Raw genomic sequence first — 20786 nt, 5'->3', positions numbered from 1 at the left:
TACCGAATTAAAATAAAAAGATATGATTACTTTAGAACAACTTAAAGACGTGAAAGAGCGCACTGATGCGCTGAGGAGGTATCTTTGACGTCGACGGGAAGAAAATTCAAGTCGAAGAAGAACAATTAAGAACGCAAGCCCCCGGTTTCTGGGACGATCAGAAAAAGGCCGAAGCCCAAATGAAACTGGTTAGGGGATTACAAAAATGGATAGAAGGATACAACGAAGTAGAAACCCTAACCGGCGAACTGGAACTATCCTTTGAATTCTATAAAGACGAACTGGTAACCGAACAGGAAGTCGACAATGCTTATGCCGCAGCACTGGAAGCAGTAGAAAATCTGGAGCTAAAGAACATGCTTCGCGAAGAAGCCGACCAGCTGGGCTGTGTGTTGAAAATCAATTCGGGTGCAGGAGGTACCGAAAGTCAAGACTGGGCATCCATGTTAATGCGTATGTATTTACGCTGGATCGAAGATCATGGTTACAAAGGAACAATATCTAACTTACAGGATGGCGACGAGGCCGGAATAAAAACCTGTACCATTCAGGTAGAAGGCGATTATGCTTACGGCTACCTGAAAGGTGAGAATGGTGTTCACCGTTTGGTTCGTGTTTCTCCATACAATGCCCAGGGTAAACGAATGACTTCATTTGCCTCTGTCTTTGTTTCTCCGTTGGTAGACGATAGCATTGAAGTACAAATCAATCCGGCTGCAATTACCTGGGATTTATTCCGTTCGGGTGGTGCCGGAGGTCAGAACGTAAATAAGGTAGAAACCGGAGTTCGTTTGCGTTATAAGTACAAAGACCCCGATACCGGAGAAGAAAAAGAAATTCTTATTGAAAACACCGAAACCCGCTCGCAGCTCGACAACCGCGAAAACGCCATGCGCTTACTCCGCTCGCAATTATACGACATGGAGTTACAGAAACGCCTGGCCGAACAACGGAAGATAGAAGCCGGAAAGAAGAAAATAGAATGGGGATCACAAATCCGCAGCTATGTCTTCGACGACCGCCGGGTGAAGGATCATCGCACAAATTATCAAACGTCGGACGTAAACGGAGTCATGGACGGAAAACTAGATGAGTTTATTAAAGCATATTTGATGGAGTTTGCGGGGGAAGCGGAATAAATAAACTCACAAGTTGATTTTGATGAAAATAGTTCCTATCTTTGCAGACAAATTATTTTCGTTTCATTACGAGGGTGAGTGTTTAGACGAATATGGACGTCTTCTTGATGCCTGGAATGATCCGGAATATTTATTCGACTTTGCAGAAGAAAACAAAGATTACATAGCACAACTAGGATACTCAACCGATGGTTTCGTTGAACGTATTCTAGTTGATGCAGAGATATTAGAAGAATTACTTTTGAAATATAGAGATAACGAATTGCTTATTGATTCTTGTTTTCAACCATTGCACAATCAAGAGTATAAAAGCAAAATATTATCTCTTCAAAAGAAAAGATGCAGATTTCTGCGCCTCTATGCTATTCGTATAGATGTGAACTGTTATGTAATTACAGGTGGTGCGATTAAAATCACTCGTACAATGCAAGAGCACCCCGATGCAAACAAAGAGTTTCAAAAACTAGAGCAATGCAAAAACTATTTGCAGTCTAAAGATGTTTTTGATGAGGATTCATTTTTTGAAATCATTGGAGAGTAATTATGGCAAACAAAGAAAAATTTCTATCACTCGTTTCTTCCACTAATAACGAAACACAAGAAGGCATTTGTTTTCGAAAAGAAAATAAGGCATGGTTACGCGAATCTAAGAATATCGCATTCAAAGTATTGAAAACGCTGAAACATCAAGGGTTGTCTCAAAAAGATTTGGCCGAACAAATGGGAGTATCTCCTCAATATGTGAATAAACTGGTGAAAGGGAAAGAAAATTTCACATTAGAAACACTAGTAAAACTACAATCTATTTTAGACACACCATTGCTTGCAAGCTATTATGAAGAAAATAGCGCAAAGGAAAAGCAACATTCGGTGCAGATATTCAGTCGCACCACATCCTATCAAAGGATCGAATACTCTGAATACAACTCTTTACAGAAAAAAGTAATCGGCTTATGAGTAAAGAAAACATTAAAATACCATTTGCTTTAATTGGCATACAAACATTAGAGTTTGCAATAATAAAAGAACTCTATTCCGATAACGATCCGGACATCCAAATAGGTATTAACGCCGAATTTGGTATTAAGTCGGCAGAGGATCACGAAATAGTATGTGTACCTGAAGTGTCGTTCTTGCAAGATGGTAAACCTTTTCTTAAAATAAAAGTGGGTTGTTACTTCTCGGTAAAACCAGAACAATGGAAAAAGTATATACAGGAGGAAAGCCAATCGATTATTTTCCCTAAAGGCTTTACCGACCACTTACTGATGATTGCAACAGGAACTTTGCGAGGTGTTCTTCATGCCAAAACAGAAGGAACTATTTTTAATCAATTCGTTTTACCAACAATCAATATCACAACTCTATCCGAGGGAAATATTGAAATGAAATTATAAACTTCCTTTTCTTTTTGCTCATACAATATTTCTTTGTATTTTTGGTAACATCAAAGTATTCATGTAATCTTTAACATAATACTATTAACACAATGAGCAAGAATAAGAAAAGTAAAAGTAAACGTGAACAAAAAGAAGAGCAACAAGCCCAAAAAGTAATGAAGATTGTGTTTGTATCTTTGGTTATTCTGGGATTATTTATGTTGATTGGCTTTTCACTATTAAGTTAGTAGTAAGAATTAAGTAGTAAGTAGTAAGAAGCGATGCCGCATATATTCTTACTACTTACTACTTAATTCTTACTACTGTTTTAACAACTTATGGACAACTTATACCTATACCTGCCCCGCGAACTGGTAACATTTATATTGGTTACTGTGTTTTCCTTACTCATCGGACTCTCTCAACGGAAAATAAGTTTGCGACGAGAAGGCGAAACCACTCTGTTTGGAACCGATAGAACCTTTACCTTTATTGGCATATTAGGCTATTTGTTATATATACTCGATCCGGTAGACATGAAACTCTTTATGGGAGGCGGATTGATACTGGGTGGCTTGCTAGGCATTAATTACTATGTAAAGCAGTCGGCCTTTCATGTGTTTGGGGTTACCACTATTGTTATTGCCTTAATAACTTACTGTATAGCTCCCATTGTTATTACCCAACCGTTTTGGTTCTCTATTATGCTGATTGTAGTAGTGCTGCTACTTACCGAACTGAAACACACCTTTACCGAGATTGCCCAGCGCATGAAGAACGACGAAATGGTTACACTGGCCAAGTTCCTTGCCATCAGTGGAATCATTCTCCCCATGTTGCCCAAAGAAAATATTGTTCCCGAAATAGAACTAACCCCTTACTCCATTTGGCTGGCAACGGTGGTGGTTTCGGGCATTTCGTACCTTTCGTATCTGCTGAAACGCTATGTGTTTCGCGAATCGGGTATACTTGTATCTGGAATTCTGGGAGGACTATACAGCAGTACAGCCACTATCTCTGTACTGGCCCGGAAAAGCAAAAATGCCTTAGTCGATGAGTTGCCCGAGTACGCATCGGCCATGCTTCTGGCAGTAAGTATGATGTTTCTGCGGTTTCTGATCCTGATATTCATATTCAGCAAAGATGTGTTCATTGCTATTTACCCATATATGCTTACCATGTCGGCCATTGCAGCAGGCGTTTCCTGGTTTATCCACTCGCGTCGTTCAAAAACCAATGTGTCGCATGTAGAAGAGGACGACGATAGCAGTAACCCATTAGAATTTAAAGTAGCACTTATATTTGCCGTACTGTTTGTTGTGTTTACCGTAGTTACCCACTATACCCTTGAGTATGCTGGTACCAGCGGATTAACCGCGCTGTCGTTTATCTCCGGTTTAAGTGATATTACCCCTTTTATACTCAACCTTCTGCAAGGAAGTGCCAATCTGGCTGTTACAGTTATAGCCGCCTGTATACTGCAAGCCATTATCAGCAGCATGCTGATAAACTCTTTCTATGCAATGTTTTTCTCTGGTCGGCGCAAAGAACTACGCAAATGGCTCATCGGCGGATTTGGAACCGTGTTGCTGGCTAACTTCCTCCTGTTAATGGTATTCTACTTTTTGATGTAAAAGCTTAATACATAATCCATCAACAAGTAAAACTAAATAAATGTAACCACACGTTTTTTTCCTTTAAAAAACCACTATTGTTCCTTTAGTTTTGTTTTTATTAACTACGCAAATTTCGTAGTAATATCAAAAAGAGTCTAATTTTGTGAAGCACTGTAACAAAACTAATAATAAACCGTCTAATAATTTAAATGAATCTTTAAAATCCCACAAAGTTAAGAATGAAAAAACTTATTTTGTGTATGATGCTGATTACTGCATCGTGCATGGCTTTTGCTCAAAATTCCCCAGTAACCTATACAGTAAAAGGGGTACTGCTAGACTCGCTCACTTTAGAAGGAGAACCGTATGCAACTATTCGAATTGTAAAGAAGGAAGCACCAACAAAACCAGTAAAACTGGCTGTGACAGACACAAACGGAAAGTTCCAGGAACAAATTACCGGTTCGGGAAACTACGTAATCTCAATTACTTCTATCGGGAAATCAACAGTGGTAAGAGAATTTACTCTTGAAGAAAGTAATAAAACGATGGACCTTGGAAACCTTTATACCAGCGACGATGCTAACGAACTGGCAGCAGTCGAAGTGGTAGCTCAAAAGCCACTTGTAAAGGTAGATATAGATAAGATTGAATACAATATTCAAGACGACCCCGACTCAAAAACCAACTCGGTACTGGAAATGCTTCGTAAAGTTCCGCTTGTTACAGTAGATGGCGAAGACAATATTCAGGTAAACGGTAGTAGCAGCTTTAAAGTGCATGTAAACGGAAAACCCAACAACATGATGAGCGATAACCCTACCGAAGTGCTGAAAAGCATACCCGCACACACCATTAAACACATTGAAGTAATCACCAATCCAGGTGCTAAATACGATGCAGAAGGGGTAGGGGGTATTCTTAATATTGTTACCCTTGGCGGAGGATTTGAAGGATATACAGCCACATTCAATGCCAGCGCAAGTAATATGGGCCTTGGAGGCGGAGTATATGTTACAACCAAAAAAGAAAAGTTTACTGTTACCGGAAGATATAACTACAATTATAACGACAGACCACGAAGCTACTCGGAAGGATTTACCGAATACTTTGATAGCAAAACAACCGAAAGAAACACAGGATCGTCTAAAGGAACAGGATCTTTTCAGCACGGTTCGTTAGAAGCCAGTTACGAAATAGATACCTTGCGCCTTATTACAATGTCGTTTGGTATGTATGGTGGCGATAACGACAGCAAAGGCCAAAGCCTCTTTACAACCACTAATAATGCTACTGGTGACATCTATAATAACTACAACACATTGAATAAAAACGAAAGTTCTTGGTATTCTATTCGTGGAAACATTGACTATCAACGATCATTTAGTGTTAAAGAAAGGTTGCTGACTTTTTCGTATAACATCAATACACGTCCGCAATCTTCCGACTCGTATACCGATTATACTTTTAAAAAAGAAGATATTGTTAACGATTGGTTGATTGACAGGTTAAGGAATATGCGTTCGGACGGTAGCCAAAACACAACCGAACATACATTTCAGTTAGATTATACCACCCCTATTGCTAAAATACATACCCTCGAAACCGGATTGAAATACATTATCCGTAATAATATAAGCGATAACGACCGCTATACTATGAATGCTAATGGAGGGTTTGAGCACGATAACGATGGAAGCAGCCATTATAAACACCTGAATAACATTTTAGCAGCATACGCCGGACATGCTTTGCGCTATAAAGCTTTCTCCTCGCGCATAGGAGTTCGATACGAAAGAACCATGCAAGATGTAGAATACAAAGAAACACCCGACAAGAATTTCGATGTAAACTTCAACGATATCGTTCCTTCGGCATCTGCCGGTTTTAAAATTGGGCAAACCCAAAACATCCGTGTAGGATACAATATGCGAATATGGCGTCCAAGCATTTATAACTTAAACCCTTACCTGAACGATGCCAACCCAACAAACGTATCGCAAGGTAACTCAAACCTGAAAAGCGAAAAGAATCACTCGTTTAATTTAAGTTACAGCAGCTTTACATCTAAGTTTAATCTGAATTTCTCATTGCGTCACTCATTTACCAACAATAGTATTGAAAGAGTAACCGAGTTGAGAAAACCATCGGAAATTGACGGATGGAAAAACGAAGCTGTCGATTCGGATACAGACATACGCTATAGCACTTATAAAAACATTGGTAAAAGCAGATACACAGGTTTAAGCGGATATGTAAACTACAATGCTTCGCCCAAAACTCGTATTTATATGAATGTGAATGGTGGCTATAATAAGTACGAAAGTCCTTCGCTGGGATTGGAAAATAGCGGATGGAACTGTTTTATGTATGGTGGTGTTCAGCACACTTTCCCTTGGGAACTTAGAGTTAGCTTAAATGGTATGGTATCTACCCCATACGTAAGCTTGCAAGGAAAAGGGGCTTCGCAAACCGATTATAGTGTAAGTGTTAACCGTTCTTTCTTGAAGAAGAGATTAACAATTAGTGTTTATGCATCTAATCTATTCGAAAAGTATAAAGACTATAAAAACACAACAGATAACATAAACTTTAAAGACGAAAGTGTTTACAAATATCCGGCACGCAGATTTGGGATAAATGTAAGTTATCGCATTGGTGATTTGAAAGCTCAAGTAAAGAAAGCTGCCCGTACCATCAACAACGACGATGTTAAAGGTGGTGGCGAAGGCGGCGGCGAAGGCGGAAACTAAATCCTTTGATATATATGGACAAAAATAATTCATTCTTTTTTGAAGAAACAGCAAAAACTTATACAGCCGGCAAGGGTATAACCCGCCAGTTTATAGGATACAACAATAGTATAATGATGGTGAAAGTAATGTTCGAGAAAGATGCAGTAGGTACAGCCCACACCCATCCTCATACACAAACATCGTACATTAACTCAGGAAAGTTTGAAGTAACTATTAATGGCGAAACAAATACCCTACAGGCAGGCGATGGCTTCTTTGTAGAGCCCAATGTGCTTCACGGTTGTGTTTGTATTGAAGAAGGCGCCATTATAGATGTTTTTGCTCCCTGTCGGGAAGATTTTCTGCAAACAATAGAATAATAACTACAGATAATAAATAAAACGGCACTGCTCCAACTATGGAATAGTGCCGTTTTTTTTAGATGAAAGGTAATAAAGTAGATAAAGATAATAAAGTAGATAAAGTAAGCTATATAGCAGAGTATTCTCGGTCTATATAGCTGAACACCACTGTGCTATATAGCATCGGCTTCTTGTGCTATATAGCATCGGACCTTTGGTCTATATAGAAAGATATTTTACTTGCAGTAGAACGCTGCTTTTCTCCCAGTAGGATTAAATCTTTCTCTTAACAGGGATGAGCCATTCATTCAACCGGAATAACCCTTAAAGTAGCTAACTTATTAACGCTCTGTTGATAACCTACCAACAGCCTGTTGATAACTCGAACCTAAAAAACAAGTGGAATATTGTGGGGAAATGTGGAGGAATGTGTATCTTTACATTGTAATAGTATAATAATGTGTTAAATGTCCCATTTCATCGGAAGTATTGAAGCAAAGGCAGATGCAAAAGGACGACTTTTCATTCCGGCCCAGTTTCGCAAGCAACTCCAAATGCTTGGCGAAGAAAGGTTGATTATGAAAAAAGACGTATTCCAGAAATGCCTTACTCTATACCCTGAGAGCGAATGGAACAAAGATTTGAACGAATTACAGGCAAAGTTAAACAAATGGAACGCAAAACATCAACTTATTTTGCGCCAATTTGTTAGTGATGTTGAGATTATCGTTCCGGATAGCAACGGCAGGATACTAATACCCAAACGATATCTGCAAATGGCCGAAATAGAAGCCGATGTGATATTTATGGGTGTATCAACCAAAATAGAAATCTGGGCCAAAGGAAAAGAAAAAGATTCGTTCCTTGAACCGGAAATGTTTGGAGCAGAGCTGGAAGAAATCATGAAAAGTGATATTAGTTTCACTCCTAACTAAAAACTTATGGAAGAAGAAAAAATATATCATATACCCGTTTTGAAAGAGGAAAGTGTGGATGGATTGAACATCGACCTAACTCCTGACGGAACGTACGTGGATGTAACCTTTGGTGGTGGCGGACACTCGCGCGAAATATTGTCGAGGCTGGGAACTAAAGGACGGTTGCTGGGATTTGACCAGGATCAGGATGCAGAAAGAAACATTGTGAACGATGACCGGTTTATCTTTGTGCGAAGCAATTTCAGATACCTGACCAACTTTTTGCGGTATCACAATGTAGAAACGGTTGACGGTATTTTGGCCGACTTGGGCGTATCATCGCACCACTTCGACGATAGCGAACGGGGATTCTCTTTCCGATTTGATGGCGCACTAGACATGCGCATGAACAAGCGGGCCGGTATTACAGCCGCCGATGTACTAAACACGTATGAAGAAACCAAATTGGCCGACATCTTCTACCTTTATGGAGAGTTGAAGAACAGCCGTAAAATAGCCTCGGTTATTGTAAAAGAACGAAGTACAAAAAAGATAAAAACGATTGGAGAGTTTCTGGAAATAATAAAGCCCCTGTTTGGTAGGGAACGCGAAAAGAAAGAACTTGCTAAAGTATTTCAGGCACTCCGGATTGAGGTAAACCGCGAAATGGAGGCTCTGAAAGAAATGCTACAATCGGCAACAGAAGCATTGAAACCGGGCGGACGACTGGTAGTGATTACGTATCACTCTCTGGAAGACCGATTGGTGAAGAATATGATGAAAACGGGAAATCTCGAAGGAAAACAGGAACAGGATTTTTATGGTCAGTTCTTAACTCCCTACCGGCTTATAAACAACAAAGTGATTGTACCCACGCCGGAAGAGCAGGAAACTAACCCGCGATCGAGAAGTGCAAAGTTGCGAATAGCAGAAAAGAAATAATTATATAACCAGCCACAAACTAACATTGTCACATTGGCATATTAGCACATTGGCATATTAAAAAACATCATGGAAGAGAAGGATGAAACGAAAAAGAAGAAAAGAACTTCCTTGAAAAGTATTCTGGGAGGAGATATACTGGATAATGATTTCTTTCGCCGCCAAACCAAGCTATTGGTTCTAATCATGATTTTGATAATTTTCTATATTCATAATCGTTATGCAAGTCAGCAACAACAAATTGAGATTGACAAGCTCCAACAAAAGCTGACCGATATCAGATACGATGCCCTGACACGTAACTCGGAACTAACAGAAAAAAGTCGTCAGTCGCAAATAGAAGAGTATATACAAAAAACAAAGACGGAACTGCAAACACCAACCAGTCCGCCTTACCTACTTAAGTAAATTGTAAATTTTCCATTTAAATTATGGCTGCAGATAAGAAAAATATAATGGCACGTTACTTCATAGTTATCCTCTTTATGGGAATAATCGGGGTACTTGTTGTTGTAAAGGCAGGCAAAATTATGTATGGCGAGCGCCAATACTGGAAAGAAGTTGCCGACCGTTTTGTACGCGATAATGTTATTGTAAAACCTAATCGTGGCAATATATTATCATCCGACGGGCGGTTGATGGCAAGCTCACTACCGGAATATCGTATCTACATGGACTTTCAGTCGGGAGGTAAGACTAAAGACACCATGCTGGTGAATAATCTGGATACAATATGCAAAGGGTTGAATAAGATATTCCCCGATAAAACGGCAAAGTATTTTAAAGACCGTTTGTTGGAAGGTAGAAAAGCCGGAAGCCGTAACTATCCAATCTATCTCGGACGAATATCTTATATACAATATAAACAAGCAAAGAAACTCCCTGTTTTTAACCTGAGCCGGTTCAGTGGCGGATTCCACGAGCAGGTTTATAACCAACGAAAGAAACCTTTCGGCTCGTTGGCAACCCGTACGCTGGGCGATGTTTATGGCGATACGGCACAGGGCGCACGCAGCGGTATTGAGCTGGCGTTCGACACTGTTCTGAAAGGAAAAGACGGTATAATACGCCGGCAAAAAGTAAAGAACAAATTTTTGAATATAACCGAAGTTCCCCCCATTGATGGATGCGATATAGTTACCACTATTGATGTAGGAATGCAGGATATTTGCGAAAAAGCATTGGTCGATAAACTTATCGAAATAAATGCAAACGAAGGCTTGGCGGTACTTATGGAGGTAGCCACTGGAGAGGTGAAAGCTATTGTTAACATGACCAAAGTTGGCGAAGGCCAGTATCGTGAAACACGCAATGCGGCTATCAGTAACATGACCGAGCCGGGTTCTACTTTTAAAACAGCATCGATCATGGTGGCACTCGAAGATGGTGTTATTACCCCCGATGATATTGTGGATACCGGAAACGGTATTAAGATGATGTATAAAAAGCCCATGCGCGATCATAACTGGCGTCGTGGTGGTTATCAGAAACTGGATGTTACACAGATTTTGATGGTTTCGTCGAACATTGGGGTATCTACCTTAATTGATAAACACTATCATAGCAACCCCGATAAATTTGTTGATGGTTTATATAAAATAGGTATCAACCGCCCGCTTAACCTGCAAATACCAGGCGAGGGGGTACCCAACATTCGTCGGCCCAAAGATGGCAGATGGTATAATACGGCACTGCCGTGGATGAGTATTGGTTACGAAACGCAGATACCACCCATCAATATGCTAACCTTTTACAATGCAATTGCCAACAACGGTGTAATGGTGAAACCTAAATTTGTAAAAGGCATATCAAAGAACGGTACACTGATTGAAACATATCCAACAGAAGTTATCAATCCGTCTATCTGTTCACAAAAAACATTGAATACCATAAAAGACATGCTTGCAAAGGTGGTAAGCGATGGATTAGGAAAACCCGCAGGCTCCAAACAATTCCCAGTAGCCGGTAAAACAGGAACAGCACAAGTTGCAAAAGGTGCACTGGGGTATACCGGTGGTGTAATGAGCTATCAGGTAAGCTTTGCCGGATACTTCCCGGCAGATCAGCCACAGTACAGTTGCATTGTTTCTATTCAAAAAACAGGAACAGCATCAGGAGGTGTAATGGCAGGTGGGGTGTTCAAGAAAATAGCCGAAAGAGTATATGCCAAGAACCTTGTACTCGATATGAGGGCGGCAATAGATAGCACATCAGTAGTAATTCCCGATGTTAAAGTTGGAGAGCTGGTACAAACCAAATATGTGCTCGACGATTTAAATGTAAACACCGAAGCAGGTTTCCGTTTCAGGGGTAAGAAGGAAATATGGGGGAAATCCCATATCGGTACCGATGCTGTTGTTATGGAAGATAAAGAATTCAACAAAAATATTGTTCCCAATGTTGTTGGCATGGGTGCCAAGGATGCTGTTTATCTGCTGGAAAGCAAAGGGCTGAAAGTAAGATTGGCAGGTGTTGGAAAAGTAAAAAAACAATCTATTGCCAATGGATCGGCTCTGCGGCAAGGACAAACAATAATGTTGCAACTGGATTAGAAAGAATAAAAAATAAAGAATAAAGAATTAAGTAGTAAGTAGTAAGAATACGATGCCGCATGGATTCTTACTACTTACTTCTTACTTCTTACTTGAATAATATGAGACTAAAAGAACTTATAGGGAAAATACAAACATTGTCTGTTACAGGCAATCCCGAAGTCGAAGTAACCGGAGTTAACATCGACTCGCGTAAAGTTGCATCAGGCAATATGTTCATGGCTATGAAAGGAACTAAAACCGATGGCCATGCTTATATATCAACAGCTATAGCTGCCGGGGCAACCTCTGTGTTATGCGAAACCCTGCCCGAAGAGTTAACCCCCAATGTAACATATATACAAGTAGCCGATAGCGAAGATGCAACCGGAAAAGTAGCCACCATGTTCTATGGCGATCCTACATCGAAGATTGATTTGGTAGGTGTAACCGGAACCAATGGTAAAACTACCATTGCTACCTTACTGTACGAAATGTTCAGGAAGTTTGGCTACAAAACCGGATTGATATCTACCGTATGCAATTATATCGATGGCGAAGCCATACCTACCGAACACACCACCCCCGACCCCGTTACCCTGAACCACTTACTTGGGCGCATGGCTAACGAAGGGTGTAAATATGTGTTTATGGAAGTGAGTTCGCATGCAATTGAACAAAAACGCATTAGTGGTCTTACTTATGCAGGCGGTATATTCAGTAACCTCACCCGCGACCATATTGATTATCATGAAACAATGGAGAATTACCTGAAAGCCAAAAAGAAATTCTTCGACGATATGCCCAAAGGTGCCTTTAGTCTTACCAATCTCGATGATAAAAACGGACTGGTGATGACACAGAATACGCGTTCTAAGGTGTACACTTACTCACTTCGTAGCTTAAGCGATTTTAAAGGGCGTATACTGGAACCGCATTTCGATGGTACACTGCTGGAGTTCAACAATCACGAGCTGTTTGTTCATCTTATTGGTCGCTTTAATGCTTATAACCTACTGGCGGTATTTGGCACTGCCGTTTTGTTGGGCAAAAAGGAAGAAGATGTGTTGGTAGCCCTTAGCACCTTGCATCCTGTAGCCGGAAGATTTCAGACACTACGTTCGGAAAAGGGATATACTGCTATTGTTGATTATGCCCATACCCCCGATGCTGTTGTTAATGTACTTAACACCATTCATGAGGTGGTACAAGGGAAAGGCAAAATCATTACCGTAGTTGGTGCAGGCGGAAACCGCGACAAAGGCAAACGCCCCATCATGGCAAAAGAGGCAGCCAGGTTAAGCAACCGACTAATAATTACATCAGACAATCCTCGCTTCGAAGAACCGGAGGATATTATAAAAGATATGATGGAAGGACTCAACGATGAGGACAGAAGAAAAACCATCAGCATAACCGACCGTCGCGAAGCCATCCGCACCGCCTGCATGCTTGCAGAACCAGGCGATGTTATTCTGGTAGCGGGCAAAGGTCATGAGAATTATCAAGAGATTAAAGGTGTGAAGCATCATTTTGATGATAGAGAAGTTTTGAGTAATGAGTTTAAGAATTAAGAATTAAGGAGCAAGTAGTAAGAATAGCAATGCTGCATAGATTCTTACTACTTACTCCTAAATTCTTACTACAAAAGAAAGCATGTTATATTATTTTTTCCAATGGCTCCAAAAGTTTGATTTCCCAGGTGCGGGAATATTCAACTACGTTTCGTTCCGTGCATTGATGGCGGTTATACTTGCATTGCTTATTTCCAGCATATTTGGTGATAAGTTTATCAATCTGTTGAAACGGAAACAAATTACCGAAGTGCAGAGAGATGCAAGCATTGACCCCTTTAATACCGGAAAACTGGGAGTACCAAGTATGGGAGGTATTATTATAATTGTAGCCATACTTGTTCCATCTCTATTATTGGGCCGTTTGGATAATATATATATGATTTTAATGCTCATCACCACTGTGTGGCTTGGTGCTTTGGGCTTTGCCGACGATTACATAAAGATATTCAAAAGAGACAAAGATGGTTTACATGGAAAGTTTAAGATCATCGGTCAGGTAGGGCTTGGCCTTATTGTAGGATTAACCCTTTACTTAAGCCCGGATATGGTAATCCGCGAAAATGCCGAAGTAAAAAAGGATGGAAAAGAAATTGTAGTGCATGGCAGCAATGACATAAAATCAACTAAAACCACCATACCATTCTTTAAGAATAACAATCTCGACTATGCCGACATTGTAGGCTTTATGGGCAAGCATGCTCAAACCGCAGGATGGGTTCTGTTTGTGCTTGTTACTATCTTCGTGGTTACAGCAGTATCTAATGGTGCAAACCTTAACGACGGAATGGATGGTATGGCAGCAGGAAACTCCGCCATTATCGGGGTGGCATTAGGAATACTCGCCTATGTGTCCAGTCACCTTACCTTTGCCAGCTACCTTAATATAATGTATATACCCGGCAGCGAGGAACTTGTAATCTTTATCTGTGCCTTTGTTGGAGCATTAATCGGTTTCTTGTGGTACAATGCTTTCCCGGCACAGGTATTTATGGGCGATACCGGAAGTTTAACCATTGGTGGTATCATTGCCGTATTTGCCATTATTATACACAAAGAATTATTAATCCCTATTCTTTGCGGAGTATTCCTGGTTGAAAACCTATCGGTTATTCTACAGGTGCAATACTTTAAGAAAGGTAAAAAGAGAGGTGTAAAGCAACGCATATTTAAGCGTACACCCATACACGACCATTTCCGTACAACGATGTCGCAGCTCGATGCTAATTGTACGTATATGTTCACCAAGCCAACCAATGTGTTTCATGAAGCAAAAATAACAGTACGCTTCTGGATTGTTACCATTGTGCTGGCAGCTATAACAATAATAACATTGAAAATCAGATAATGAAGTTATGAGTAATGAGTAGTGAGTTCTAAGTTTCTATGCAGACTTTTAACTCAAAACTCAAAACTCAAAACTCAAAACTTAATAATATGAGAATAGTAGTTTTAGGAGCAGGCGAAAGCGGTGCAGGAGCAGCAGTTCTAGCCAAAGTGAAAGGGTTCGATACATTTGTATCGGATACATCTGCTATTAAAGATAAATACAAAGAACTTCTGGATAAATACAATATACCTTGGGAAGAACGAAAACATACCGAAGAACTTATTTTGAATGCCGATGAGGTAATCAAAAGCCCCGGTATACCCAACGAAGCCCCCATTGTACAGAAGTTGATTGAGAAGGGAACACCTATTATATCCGAAATAGAATTTGCCGGACGTTACACCGATGCCAAAATGATTTGTATTACCGGTAGTAATGGCAAAACAACCACTACCAGCCTTACTTATCATATATTTAAGAGCGCCGGATTAAATGTAGGATTGGCAGGTAACATCGGAAAAAGTCTTGCCCTGCAAGTTGCCGAAGAAGACCATGATTACTATATCATTGAACTTAGCAGCTTCCAGTTAGATAATATGTACGACTTCCGTGCTCATACCGCAGTGTTGCTCAACATCACACCCGATCATCTGGACAGGTACGACCACGACTTTCAGAATTATGTTGAAGCCAAGTTCCGTATCATTCAGAATCAAACCCCAGAAGATGCCTTTATTTACTGGAACGACGATCCGGTTATTAAAAAGGAACTCGATAAGCATGGCATTCAGGCGCACTCTTATCCTTTTTCGGCAGTAAAAGAAGAAGGAACCATTGCCTATGTTGAAGACAATGAAGTGAAGATAAACGAACCAATTGCCTTCAATATGGAACAAGAAATGCTGGCGCTTACAGGCACACACAACCTGTATAACTCGCTGGCAGCAGGTATCTCGGCCAACCTTGCAGGTATCAATAAAGAAAATATACGAAAAGCATTATCCGACTTTAAAGGAGTAGAACACCGTTTGGAGAAAGTTGCTACAGTGCGCGGTATTGGGTTTGTAAACGACTCTAAAGCAACCAACGTAAACTCTTGCTGGTACGCCCTGCAAAGTATGACAACCAAAACAGTTCTTATCCTCGGTGGTGTGGATAAAGGAAATGATTATACTGAAATAGCCGATCTGGTACATCAAAAGTGTTCCGGACTGGTGTTTCTGGGAACCGACAATTCCAAACTGCACAATTTCTTTGATATCTTAGGCTTGCTTACAGCCGATGTGCAAAGTATGCAAGATGCAGTGGAAACAGCCTATCGCATGGCTAAAAAGGGAGAAACAGTATTGTTAAGCCCTTGTTGTGCCAGTTTCGACCTCTTCAAGAATTACGAAGACAGAGGGGAGCAGTTTAAGAACTATGTCCTTAAACTGTAGTAATAAGTAATAAGTAATGAGTTTTGAGTTTTGAGTAATGAGTACCATGCGGCATTGTGACTCATAACTCAAAACTCATAACTCAAAACTCAAAACTCAAATATATGGATTTTCTTAGAAGTCTGTTCAAAGGTGACAGAATTATATGGATTATATTCCTCCTTCTTTGTGTTATCTCCATCATTGAGGTATTCAGTGCTGCCAGTACACTTACCTACAAATCCGGGGATCACTGGGAACCGATACGCCAGCATGTTTTCTATCTGGTGGGTGGGGTTATTGTTGTGATCTTGTTTCACCGTATTCCTTATAGGTGGTTTCAGATGTTTCCACTTGTTCTTATTCCGCTTTCTATAGTGCTACTGGGAATGACTTCGATTATGGGATTTATAACAGGCGACCGTATCAATGGAGCTGCCCGTTGGACTTCCTTATTAGGCGTTCAGTTTCAGCCCTCGGAATTAGGTAAAATGGCTCTTGTTATATTTACAGCCTTCGCACTCTCTAAAAAACAAACCGACGAAGGGGCTAGTCCAAAAGCATTTACTCAAATAGTAATTGCCTCAATAATTGTTTGCGGATTGATTGCCCCCGAAAACTTATCGACCGCTCTTTTGCTTTTTGGTGTGGTTGTGTTGATGTTAATCATTGGCCGTACACCTAAGAGGCTTTTGTTTAAACTGTTTACAGGTGTACTTATTCTTGGTGCTTTTGCACTGATGCTAACGTTTCTGATGCCCAAAAACAATATACCACTCTTGCATCGTATGCCTACATGGAAGAACCGTATTCTTGACTTTGTTTACGCAAAAGATGTTCCTGCTGCTCAATTCAATATTGAGGATGAGCGGCAGAAAGCCCATGCACGCATTGCTATTGCCAGCAGTAACCCTATGGGAAAAGGACCAGGAAACTCGGTACAGCGCGATTTCCTTAGTCAGGCATTCTCCGATTTTATTTATGCCATTATCATTGAAGAACTAGGGCTGGTAGGAGGGGCCCTTGTGGTAATTCTCTATATATGGTTGCTGATACGAGTTGGCAAGATAGCGAAGAAGTGCAACCGAACATTCCCCGCTTTTCTGGTGATGGGAATAGGACTGTTGCTTGTTTCGCAAGCCTTACTTAATATGATGGTTGCTGTGGGATTATTCCCCATTACCGGCCAGCCCCTACCGCTGATTAGTAAAGGGGGTACAAGTACATTTGTAAATTGTGCCTATATTGGTATGATTCTAAGTGTAAGCCGCTATACCAAACTTCTGGAAGAAGAACAAAAAGCAACCGAACAACAACAAGAAGAACGTTTGGAACAATTGGCCGAAGAAGCAGCACAAATGGAAGCTGCCGAGCCAACAGCTATTATATTGAATGAGGATGAAGAGTTAAAATGAAAAGAATAAAAATAATTATAAGCGGCGGAGGTACAGGCGGACATATATTCCCTGCCATATCCATAGCCAATGCCATCAGAGAAATGGTTCCTGATGCCGAAATACTTTTTGTTGGTGCCGAAGGTAGAATGGAGATGCAACGTGTTCCTGATGCCGGATACGAAATTATTGGTTTACCTGTAGCCGGTTTCGACCGGAAGAACCTGTTCAAGAATATTCCGGTTGTTTATAAACTGATTAAGAGTCAGTTAAAAGCACGCCGTATTATTAAGCAATTCAAACCCGATGTAGCTGTAGGTGTTGGCGGTTATGCCAGTGGTCCGATACTGAAAGCAGCTGGCATGGCAGGTGTACCTACACTTATACAAGAACAGAACTCTTATGCCGGAGTTACCAATAAGTTACTGGCAAAGAAAGCTATAAAGATATGTGTTGCTTACCAGGAAATGGATAAGTTCTTTGCAAAAGAGAAAATCATCCTAACAGGAAATCCTGTACGGCAAGACCTTGTAACCAGTAACATTACCCGCGAAGAAGCATTGAGTAAGTTCAAACTTCAACTGGAAAAGAAAACCATACTTATTCTTGGTGGTAGTTTGGGTGCGCGTACTATTAACCAATGTGTAATGTCGCATCTGGATGATATCAGAAACTCCGGTGTACAGTTTATCTGGCAAACAGGAAAGATATATTACGATCAGGCAATGGAAGCTGTGAGTACCTATGTGAGTAACTCTCAACTCTCAGCTCTCAACTCTCAACTAGTTGTAACCGATTTTATAAAAGATATGGCAAGCGCCTACAAGGCTGCCGATCTTATAATATCGCGGGCAGGTGCAGGTTCCATTTCCGAATTCAGTATATTAGAGAAAGCCGTTATCCTTGTTCCTTCGCCTAATGTAGCCGAGGATCATCAAACTAAAAATGCAATGGCACTCGTTAATAAAGGTGCAGCCATTCTTGTTAAGGATGCCGAGGCTAACGAGAAACTAATATCAACAGCATTGCAAACAATAACTGATGAGGAAGCATTAAAATCATTAAGTATAAATATAAGCAAAATGGCATTGCCCAACTCTGCCAACATAATAGCGAAAGAAGTGCTCAAATTAGTTGAGAGTTGAAAGTTGAGAGTTGAGAGTTACCATGCGGTACTATAATAATGAATATTGAAACAATAAAAATGAAAACAGAAAACAACCATACCAATCCAATAATGTTTGAAGATGGGAACAGTAACTCTCAACTCTCAACTCTCAACTCTCAACTCAAAATAAACTCCGTTTATTTTGTAGGTGCAGGTGGCATAGGAATGAGTGCGCTGATACGATACTTCCTGTCGAGAGGTAAAGTAGTAGGAGGGTACGACCGTACTGCAACCCAACTAACCGAACAACTCAATGCCGAAGGAGCCATTATTCATTATGAAGACAATGTAGATTTGATTCCGCCTGCCTGTTTGGACAAAGAAACCACATTGGTTGTGTACACTCCTGCGGTTCCGCAAGATCATTCGGAACTTGTATTCTTCCGTACCCACGGATTCGAAATTCAAAAGAGGGCGCAAGTGTTAGGTACCATTACCCGTTCAAGCAAAGGATTGTGTGTTGCCGGTACACATGGTAAAACCACAACTTCTACCATGCTGGCTCATTTGCTCAATCAATCTCATATTGGCTGTACTGCTTTTCTGGGTGGTATCTCCAAAAATTATGGAACCAATCTGCTGTTATCAAAAGATAGCCCCTATACAGTTATTGAGGCAGATGAGTTCGACCGTTCTTTCCATTGGTTATCGCCCTATATCTCTATTATAACCTCGACCGATCCCGATCATTTGGATATCTATGGTACAGAGCAGGCTTATATGGAAAGCTTTGAAAAGTACACATCTCTTATTCAGCCGGGTGGCAGTTTGCTTATCAGAAAAGGAATAGCACTGCAACCCAAGGTAAATAAAGAAGTAAAAGTATATTCTTACGCTCGCGAAGAAGGAGATTTCCATGCAGAGAATATCCGTATTGGCAATGGAGAAATCATTATTGACTTCGTTACCCCGGATATCCGCATCAATGATATAAAGTTGGGTGTTCCTGTAAGCATCAACATTGAAAATGGAGTTGCAGCCATGGCAGTAGCCTTACTGAGTGGAGCCACACCCGAGGAAGTGAAACGCGGCATGGAAACATTTAAAGGAGTAGACCGGCGGTTCGATTTCAAAATCAAGTCGGATAAGTTGGTGTTCCTAAGCGATTATGCCCATCATCCTTCGGAAATAACACAAAGTATTTGTTCATTGCGCGAACTATATGCCGGAAGAAAGATAACAGTTGTTTTTCAGCCGCACCTGTATAGTCGCACAAACGATTTCTATAAAGAGTTTGCCGATAGTCTCTCGTTGGCGGATGAAGTGATTTTACTGGATATATACCCGGCACGCGAATTACCCATTCCGGGAGTTACCAGCGAATTGATATTCAACAATCTTTGTCCGGATACTCAAAAAAGCCTCTGCACAAAGCAAGAACTTGTGGAAAGGCTACAGTCGAAACAGCTTGATGTGCTGATAACACTTGGTGCAGGCGATATTGAAGACTATGTGCCTGCCATCACCCAAATGCTTGAAAGTCGATGACAAAAAAGATTTTTTTCCTGATTGCTATCCTGTGTATAATGGTTTATCTGGTGATAGCCATCACTGCATTCAATGTGCAGCCGGCCAATCAGGTATGCAAAGATATTGAATTGATTATGAAGGATTCAATACAATCCGGATTTATCACCAAGAAGGAAATTACCACCCTTCTTCAAAAAGATAATCTATATCCTGTAGGCAAATCAATGGAAATTGTTGTGTGCAAAGCTATAGAAGACAATTTGGAAAAGCATCCGTTAATTGATGAAATAGAATGCTATAAAACTCCTGATGGCAATGTTGCCATCGAAATAAAACAACGGGTACCCATGCTACGTGTTATGAACAACAAAGGAGAAAACTATTATGTCGACAATAAAGGAAAAGTTATGCCGCCCGAAGCAAGGTATATTGCGCATCTGGCAGTAGCCACCGGAAATGTTGACAAAGCTTTTGCCACAAACGAATTATATCAATTTGCAGGTTTCTTACATGATAATAAGTTCTGGAACGCACAAATTGAACAAATAAACGTTTTGTCTACTAAAGAGATAGAATTGGTTCCACGAGTAGGAGACCATATTGTATTTTTAGGTAAAATTGATAACTTTGAAGACAAATTGCAACGCTTAAAGGAGTTTTATAAAAAAGGACTCAATAAAGTAGGTTGGAATAAATACAAACGGATTAGTCTGGAATTCAATAACCAGATTATCTGCACAAAGAAGTAGAGACGCAATGCATTGCGTCTGTTGTTCTACGTCTGTAGTCCTGTAATGGATAGACGCAATGCATT

The 20786-nt window shown here is 40.5% G+C and carries 19 protein-coding genes; all 19 read left to right on the top strand.

All coding sequences use genetic code 11. The annotated features are described in order from the left end of the window. The first annotated feature begins 22 nt into the window (after positions 1-22). A protein-coding gene (gene prfB, locus D0T85_RS04310) for a peptide chain release factor 2 (RefSeq protein ID WP_163210600.1) occupies positions 23-1139 on the top strand; the annotation gives its coding sequence in 2 pieces (ribosomal slippage) (positions 23-85 and positions 87-1139; 1116 coding nt in all). A gap of 22 nt (positions 1140-1161) precedes the next feature. Further along, positions 1162-1680, top strand: a complete 519-nt coding sequence (locus D0T85_RS04305; RefSeq protein ID WP_163210598.1) for a hypothetical protein — start codon at positions 1162-1164, stop codon at positions 1678-1680. A gap of 2 nt (positions 1681-1682) precedes the next feature. Further along, positions 1683-2096, top strand: a complete 414-nt coding sequence (locus tag D0T85_RS04300; RefSeq protein ID WP_163210596.1) for a helix-turn-helix transcriptional regulator — start codon at positions 1683-1685, stop codon at positions 2094-2096. Next, complete coding sequence (locus D0T85_RS04295) at positions 2093-2536, top strand: hypothetical protein (protein WP_163210594.1); 444 nt, start codon at positions 2093-2095, stop codon at positions 2534-2536. Before D0T85_RS04300 ends, D0T85_RS04295 begins: the two co-directional genes overlap by 4 nt. A 92-nt stretch (positions 2537-2628) precedes the next feature. Then, entirely contained in the window at positions 2629-2766 is a 138-nt protein-coding gene (locus D0T85_RS22480) for a hypothetical protein (RefSeq protein ID WP_203558413.1), read from the top strand. A gap of 90 nt (positions 2767-2856) precedes the next feature. After that, the gene (locus D0T85_RS04290; protein ID WP_163210592.1) at positions 2857-4152 is read left to right on the top strand and encodes a DUF4010 domain-containing protein; all 1296 of its coding nucleotides are present in this window, start codon (positions 2857-2859) and stop codon (positions 4150-4152) included. A 221-nt stretch (positions 4153-4373) separates the two neighbouring features. Beyond that, positions 4374-6887, top strand: coding sequence for an outer membrane beta-barrel family protein (locus tag D0T85_RS04285; RefSeq protein WP_163210590.1), 2514 nt, complete (start codon positions 4374-4376; stop codon positions 6885-6887). 14 nt (positions 6888-6901) lie between these two features. After that, positions 6902-7249 (top strand): cupin domain-containing protein, encoded by a 348-nt coding sequence (locus tag D0T85_RS04280; protein ID WP_163210588.1) that lies wholly within the window; start codon positions 6902-6904, stop codon positions 7247-7249. A gap of 449 nt (positions 7250-7698) precedes the next feature. After that, positions 7699-8166, top strand: a complete 468-nt coding sequence (locus D0T85_RS04275; protein WP_163210586.1) for a division/cell wall cluster transcriptional repressor MraZ — start codon at positions 7699-7701, stop codon at positions 8164-8166. 6 nt (positions 8167-8172) lie between these two features. Then, entirely contained in the window at positions 8173-9090 is a 918-nt protein-coding gene (rsmH, locus tag D0T85_RS04270; RefSeq protein ID WP_163210584.1) for a 16S rRNA (cytosine(1402)-N(4))-methyltransferase RsmH, read from the top strand. A 69-nt stretch (positions 9091-9159) separates the two neighbouring features. Continuing rightward, a complete protein-coding gene (locus D0T85_RS04265) occupies positions 9160-9498 on the top strand; it encodes an FtsL-like putative cell division protein (protein ID WP_163210582.1) in 339 nt (112 codons plus the stop codon). A 23-nt stretch (positions 9499-9521) separates the two neighbouring features. Further along, positions 9522-11642 (top strand): penicillin-binding protein, encoded by a 2121-nt coding sequence (locus D0T85_RS04260; protein ID WP_239060634.1) that lies wholly within the window; start codon positions 9522-9524, stop codon positions 11640-11642. A gap of 101 nt (positions 11643-11743) precedes the next feature. Then, positions 11744-13195, top strand: coding sequence for a UDP-N-acetylmuramoyl-L-alanyl-D-glutamate--2,6-diaminopimelate ligase (locus tag D0T85_RS04255; protein WP_163210580.1), 1452 nt, complete (start codon positions 11744-11746; stop codon positions 13193-13195). Positions 13196-13277: 82 nt separating this feature from the next. Continuing rightward, positions 13278-14543, top strand: a complete 1266-nt coding sequence (mraY, locus tag D0T85_RS04250) for a phospho-N-acetylmuramoyl-pentapeptide-transferase (protein WP_163210578.1) — start codon at positions 13278-13280, stop codon at positions 14541-14543. Between the two features lie 89 nt (positions 14544-14632). Further along, complete coding sequence (gene murD / locus D0T85_RS04245; RefSeq protein WP_163210576.1) at positions 14633-15961, top strand: UDP-N-acetylmuramoyl-L-alanine--D-glutamate ligase; 1329 nt, start codon at positions 14633-14635, stop codon at positions 15959-15961. A 104-nt stretch (positions 15962-16065) separates the two neighbouring features. After that, positions 16066-17355 (top strand): FtsW/RodA/SpoVE family cell cycle protein, encoded by a 1290-nt coding sequence (locus tag D0T85_RS04240; RefSeq protein ID WP_163210574.1) that lies wholly within the window; start codon positions 16066-16068, stop codon positions 17353-17355. After that, complete coding sequence (gene murG / locus D0T85_RS04235) at positions 17352-18479, top strand: undecaprenyldiphospho-muramoylpentapeptide beta-N-acetylglucosaminyltransferase (protein WP_163210572.1); 1128 nt, start codon at positions 17352-17354, stop codon at positions 18477-18479. The genes D0T85_RS04240 and murG overlap by 4 nt, the downstream gene beginning before the upstream one ends. A gap of 92 nt (positions 18480-18571) precedes the next feature. Continuing rightward, positions 18572-19990, top strand: coding sequence for a UDP-N-acetylmuramate--L-alanine ligase (murC, locus tag D0T85_RS04230; protein ID WP_163210775.1), 1419 nt, complete (start codon positions 18572-18574; stop codon positions 19988-19990). Continuing rightward, the gene (locus tag D0T85_RS04225) at positions 19987-20721 is read left to right on the top strand and encodes a cell division protein FtsQ/DivIB (RefSeq protein ID WP_163210570.1); all 735 of its coding nucleotides are present in this window, start codon (positions 19987-19989) and stop codon (positions 20719-20721) included. Before murC ends, D0T85_RS04225 begins: the two co-directional genes overlap by 4 nt. Positions 20722-20786 lie beyond the last annotated feature (65 nt).

This window comes from Bacteroides sp. 519 (assembly GCF_010500955.1).
In the GTDB taxonomy this organism is placed as follows: Bacteria; Bacteroidota; Bacteroidia; order Bacteroidales; family Bacteroidaceae; genus Bacteroides.
This window is presented reverse-complemented; position numbering and strand designations above follow the sequence as displayed.